This window comes from Enterococcus sp. S183_ASV_20 (genome assembly GCF_018919685.1).
In the GTDB taxonomy this organism is placed as follows: Bacteria; Bacillota; Bacilli; order Lactobacillales; family Enterococcaceae; genus Enterococcus; species Enterococcus faecalis.
In genome coordinates this window covers 1-5,591 of record NZ_JAHLRI010000098.1, presented here as the reverse complement: position 1 = coordinate 5,591, position 5,591 = coordinate 1, and the positions used below count along the sequence as shown (strand labels likewise).

Annotated in this window: 7 protein-coding genes and 1 pseudogene; all 8 read left to right on the top strand. The window is 37.0% G+C overall.

What is annotated here, in order from left to right; translation table 11 throughout:
• On the top strand, nt 1–186 hold a 186-nt coding region (locus KQI94_RS15295), incomplete at its 5' end, for a hypothetical protein (RefSeq protein ID WP_216454577.1).
• Nucleotides 187–410: 224 nt separating this feature from the next.
• Nucleotides 411–596, top strand: a complete 186-nt coding sequence (locus KQI94_RS15290; protein ID WP_002365983.1) for a hypothetical protein — start codon at nt 411–413, stop codon at nt 594–596.
• Nucleotides 581–772: a DpnD/PcfM family protein gene (locus KQI94_RS15285; protein ID WP_002390216.1), complete on the top strand. Its 192-nt coding sequence runs from the start codon at nt 581–583 to the stop codon at nt 770–772. The genes KQI94_RS15290 and KQI94_RS15285 overlap by 16 nt, the downstream gene beginning before the upstream one ends.
• Before the next feature lie 23 nt (nt 773–795).
• Nucleotides 796–1,386, top strand: a complete 591-nt coding sequence (locus tag KQI94_RS15280; protein WP_002360842.1) for a hypothetical protein — start codon at nt 796–798, stop codon at nt 1,384–1,386.
• Between the two features lie 104 nt (nt 1,387–1,490).
• Nucleotides 1,491–2,270: a Cas9 inhibitor AcrIIA9 family protein gene (locus KQI94_RS15275; RefSeq protein ID WP_002390215.1), complete on the top strand. Its 780-nt coding sequence runs from the start codon at nt 1,491–1,493 to the stop codon at nt 2,268–2,270.
• Nucleotides 2,270–3,613 carry a PcfJ domain-containing protein gene (locus tag KQI94_RS15270; RefSeq protein ID WP_002417363.1) on the top strand — a complete coding sequence of 448 codons (1,344 nt, stop codon included), beginning with the start codon at nt 2,270–2,272 and terminating at the stop codon, nt 3,611–3,613. Before KQI94_RS15275 ends, KQI94_RS15270 begins: the two co-directional genes overlap by 1 nt.
• A 690-nt stretch (nt 3,614–4,303) precedes the next feature.
• A pseudogene (locus KQI94_RS15265) lies at nt 4,304–5,032 on the top strand (hypothetical protein).
• Nucleotides 5,033–5,218: 186 nt separating this feature from the next.
• The coding region (locus tag KQI94_RS15260) for a hypothetical protein (protein ID WP_253296185.1) at nt 5,219–5,591 on the top strand (373 nt) is incomplete at its 3' end.

Sequence of the window (5,591 nt, the reverse complement as noted above, 5' to 3'; positions counted from 1 at the left end):
CTAGTAGGTATTTCATACCTACTAGAAAACAAAGTCAAGGGCGTTCCGGTCAAAAATCCCTTTTCTGATGTCAGAACAGTGTCACGCGACCTTTTTCGTTTTCAGGCCGTTCATTTTGCAGTGTGTAACGTGCTGCTCACTGTTTGCTACAGTACCACAGCCAGTCGAAAAAACAAGGGTATATAAACGAGCAAGCTCGCCCTTGTTTTTTCTTTATGTCTATGGTCCTTCCACGGCACAGCGAGCGACACGAACACACTGGCGAAAATGAACAACCTAAACAAAAACGAAAAAGGGGGTAGACTACACCGTTTGACGAAAAGGAATTTTTGACCGTCCAGCTTCACTTCCTCAAACGCCTAACAAAAATGGTCGTTCAAAACCCAAAAACCTGAAAGGAGGTGGTTAAAATGAATGAGCCACAATTAAAACTTGACCTAGAAAAGGCACAACTTGAATACCAAAAATTAAGCCAAGCAATCAATGAAAATGATACTGTCACGTTGTTATTAAATTATGGTTGTTTAAAAAATGCCAATGACCGTTTAAACCAACTATCATTTTTGTTGAACCATATTGAATGGAAGGACGTGTAAGAATGGCAGAAAAAAAGAAAAAATACTGTGTGACAATTGTTGAAACCTTAGAGGTAGTTGTTTCTGTATTTGCTGAAAGCGAAGAACAGGCACATGAATTGGTTTCTAACATGTATTACGACCAAGAAATTATCTTGACAGAAGATAATCACGAAGCAACAGAGTTTATCATTTAAAACAACGAAAGAGGAGAGCTTTTATGGGAACACGAACAGCAATTTTTAAAGAACAAGCAGACGGAACGTATCAAGGCATATATTGTCACTGGGACGGTTATATAGAGGGAGTAGGTGCTGTTTTATATGAACATTACCAAGACCCTGAAAAAATTCAAAAAGTTATCAATCAGAAAAAAGGCCTGTCCTGTTTAGGTGTGAAAGAAAACGTACTTTACGAATACGACAATGTCGGCTGTCGGGAACTAACTTGTTGTGGTTGGCACGAGTTTTGTCTATATGTTCGACCAGAAACAGAAATGTATCTTGCACAATCATTAGAAGAAATAAGAGAACAACAATACTTAACGCTAACTGACCTTGACCGAATTGACGGTTGGACGGAACTCGTTGAAGGGAAAGTAACCTTTACACCTTATCGTGGCTCTGATAACAACGGCTATTTATATGCACAACGTCAGTCTGGAGAGTGGCTAGTAAGTACTATGAATTGCAATGGAGATATGAAAGATTTTGAACCATTATCAAAGTATTTCCATGAAAAAAAGACAAAAAAAGAAACCTTTTGCGGCGAACAAAAGATTTCTAAAGAATTGGTAGTTATACCTGAATAAATTTGTAATTCAAGTATAACGTATCTCATGACCTTTGACAAGTGAATTTGCCCCAACCTCTTATTCATAAGAGGTTGGGCTAACAAAAGAAACGAGGGAACGTTATGGACTTTCAAAATATACAAACCGTAAAAGAATTGATACACGCACTTAAACAATACAATCAAAATCTAGCAACCACTATTTTTGATGATACACAAGGTTATATCAGTGTAGCTTTCAGAAAAGAAAGCATTGAAAGAAACGGAAAAAACTTCCAGTTTTTGTGTTTCTATCCTAATTATGAAGTAGCCCTTTATCCAGTCGAGACGTTACTTTCTTACCTTGAAAACCTACCAGAACAAGCCACCATTGCGATTAAAGACCCAGACGGTAACTATTCGTCTCTTTATCTAACAATTGATGAAACGATAGATAAAGGAACTAAATACAAATGGCTAGTAATTAGCGATAAACTTTCTTATGAGCGCTTTTTCCTAACGAGTACATTGACTGCACAAGAACAAGCATTTGAAAAAATGCTAAAAGAACTAGAAACCGAGCATGACAACACGGTCGAATATATCCACAATTGGCTATGCAAACAAAATGATGAATCCCTTTTTCAAGGTATTCTAAAGGAAGATAGAACCATAAAAGGCTCTGTCACTTATTGCATGGGAAAAGCCCAAGAACAAGCCGAAAAACGACCAAATGCTATGGTAATGGTCACAGACGAGGTGGCGTTTGGTTGGATAAAGGAATATTTCATACTTGAAAAACTACCCGAAATGAAAGTCATCGGAAAAGTAATGACGACTACCAAAAAGCAACCGGCAAAAAAAGAAGAGCCTAAACCTCAAAGAAAAGAGGTGGACGAACAAATTAAATTGTTCGAGTTGTAATGAATATGAATCGGGAAATACAAAAACCACTAGCCCCACCCAAGGCATTTTTTGATTGGTGTACGTCACAAATACCCACGTATGAATGGAAAAACAAAAAGGAGACAATTCTTGCGAGTTCTCGCAAGAATTGTCCGATTATCAAAAAGCGATTAACAAAGGCCTCAAGGCTCTCTTATCCTACAAAATTTTATTCATTCGGTATTATCCTTATCAGTAAAAAACGAATAGAAATTCAAACGTATAGCTATTGGCACACGATAAAGGACGGTAAAGAAACGCTTATTTATGAACAGTCAAACTTTGAGCGTTTTTCAAACGATACCCACCTCAAAGCCCATTACAACTATGGTGACTGGTATGAGGGCTTGTTGTCAAATTATGGTTTTATGAGTAGTGCTTATACAAATACGGTATTTTATCCAAATAACTGGCAAGAAAAACTAACCACTGTATCGGAATTAAAGTACTTACAGTTACCTGAAATAGAGCGCCATGAACTGGCACATATTTATAAATACCGAAACGAAATTGAGTTTTTACAAAAGATAGGCGCAACAACTCTTGCGAATGAAATCATTTTTGACGACTATCGCAACGTTTTTGGACTGTATTTTCATAAAGCAGATATGAGAGTAATTACTAAGAAATGGCTAAAAGCGAATAAACAAAAATTAAAAACAAGAAATCCAACCTTTCATGAATTCATGTTAGAAAAAACGTTAAAAGAGCGAAATGCGCCTATGATAAACGAAATAGAAAAGTACGTACATTATTCGCAAATCAAGCAATTACCGAAAGAGGTGAATTTAACCAAGTTTCAAAAATGGTTTATGCGAAAAGGGGAACGTTTTGACTACTATATGGACTATTTACACATGCTAGAAGAGTTGAACACCCCACTTAATAACGATAGTGTATTGTATCCAGAAAACTTACAAGTAGCTCACGATAACGCTATGAACACGCTAAACCTTTTGAAAAGTGAGATTGAAGAAAAGCAGTATCAAGAACGGAAAAACCAAATTAAAGCGTTAGAAGCTGAAATTGACGACTTGCTTTTTCTCACACCACATTCATTACAAGAAATCATTCAAGAAGGAAGCATTCTACGCCATTGTGTGGGCAGTCAACATTATATCGAACGACATACACAAGGAAAAACAACGATTGTTTTTATCCGAAGAAAAGAAAAGCCAGATATGCCTTACTTCACATTAGAATATCGAAATCAACAGGTTATACAAATACAAGGAAAATGTAACCGTCAGGAAGTACCAGAAAAGATAAAACAAGCAGTTGAACGTTGGAAACAAGTCGCTCAAACAGCCATATCTTCCTAAACAAACGAAAATAAGCGGTAGAGAAAAGAGGTAAAGATTAAACGTTAGGAATGCTAAGAAAAGATTTTTCTTAGCATTCCTAACCGAAATCTAGGACAAAATCCATTGTTCCGCTGCGGTGCAGTTGCCCTTGCTCCAAAACCAATGGATTTTCTGCTGCACTCAACACGAGTCAATTAAACGTTCTATTCCCATTCGTTCCGACTGGTGAACGTTTCTCTTTTCCTACTCGTTCCTCGCTTAACGGAAAAGGACATTGACACGAGTTGTTCCTTGTGAGATCACAAGGAAGCGTTCCGCAGATTTAAGTTTTTTCTGAAGCAGTTTCACTGCTACAGAAAAAAGGCGTTGGTTCTATGGCATTTTTCTGTCACTCGTCACTCTGTTGCGGTTATCATTTCTTCAGTGAGCCAGCCTTGTGTACTTGCGAATCATACAACAGCCAGTCGAAAACACAAGGGTAAAATACACGAGCAAGCTCGCCCTTGTGTTTTCTTTGTGTCTGATGTCTGTTCTCTGCGCACCCAAAACCTCAAACTCACTGAAGAAATGGATCATAACAGCAAACAAAGAAAGGAGAGGACCACAGAAAAATACCGAACCAACGAAGTTCAAAAGAAGCACCCCTTCCTAAATCTTCAAAAAAAATGAGTTTTGAAAAAAATAAAAAACAGAAAGAAGCGAGTAAAAATGACTAGACTTGAACAAGCACAAGGAAAATTGCAACGACTAAAAAGAGAAAGCGAAGAAATGCACCACTTAATCAGGGCGGAACATGACCGTATCCCTTTTGGACAGCCTAACATTATTGGCCGTGGGGACATTTATAAGAAAGTAAACGGCTATCATGATCGTGCAATTAAATTACTGAAGGAACAAGAAAAACAAGAAAAAAGAGTGGAAATGCTGGAAAAGGTAGAGGACTTTAAGGAAAAAAACGAGTTAATTAAAGACGTTCATGTGGTCGGTAAATCAAGTTATGCGACGGTTGGCGCAAAAACAAGCGTCAATAACATTGACTACTTTAAAAATGAACTAAAAGAGCTTGAAAAGGCTAACGAAAAAGCAAAAGCCTATAACAAGACAAAACCAGCAATTAAGGCGAGAACTTACGGCGCAGCAATCACGAAACTAAAAAATAAAATTGCGACCCTGGAACAAATGAAAGAAGCGGATGAAAATAAGGTGATGAGTGAGAAAACAAAAGAACTGATAGAAAGCGGTGCAGTAACACAATGGAAGAAAAAACCAATATTTTATTTCGTTAAAGGGTTGCGAAAAGTAGCACTAGAAATTGACTAAAATGGAGAATTCTTCATTTCTAACTATTATCCGGCTTGTACAGATGGAGATAAGGAATTTATCAAGAAGTTATTAGATCCTGCAGCTAAAAGCACAAAAAAAGAAACCTTTTGCTGAAGACAAAAGATTTCTAGGACGTTAACTATTTATAGTCATGAATAAGTATAGCGTACCTTAGAAAAATATTCAATGGGTTCCTGCCATAACGATGGAGTTATGGCAAGGATTCATTACAACTCATAGAATGGAACAATTATCTAACAGTAACGAATTAAAAAAAATATTGCTTTTGGAGGAATACAAATGAGAAGATTAAGTAATACGACAATGGCCAACGAAACTCTAAAAAAAGAAGCATGGTATAGAATGATGCTTACCGACCTATCAAGTTCTGTCATTGATGAGTTCATGGAAACAGGGAAATGCCATTACACCAGCAATTACTTTCAAGGTGAAAATATTTTGGTCACTGAAGAAATAGAGTCAATCATAAAGACGGCCGAAAAAAGGTATGGCTTCCTGGTATACTATGTAACTGAAAATAAAACTGCAGATGGTCAAAGGTTCTTGTCTTTGTTCTACGTTGCGCGAGAAACAAATGATTGGCTTTACTGTCACAGGGATTTAGAATCTTATAGGCAATATGTGTATGTAGTTAATACGACGAATCCTGCAT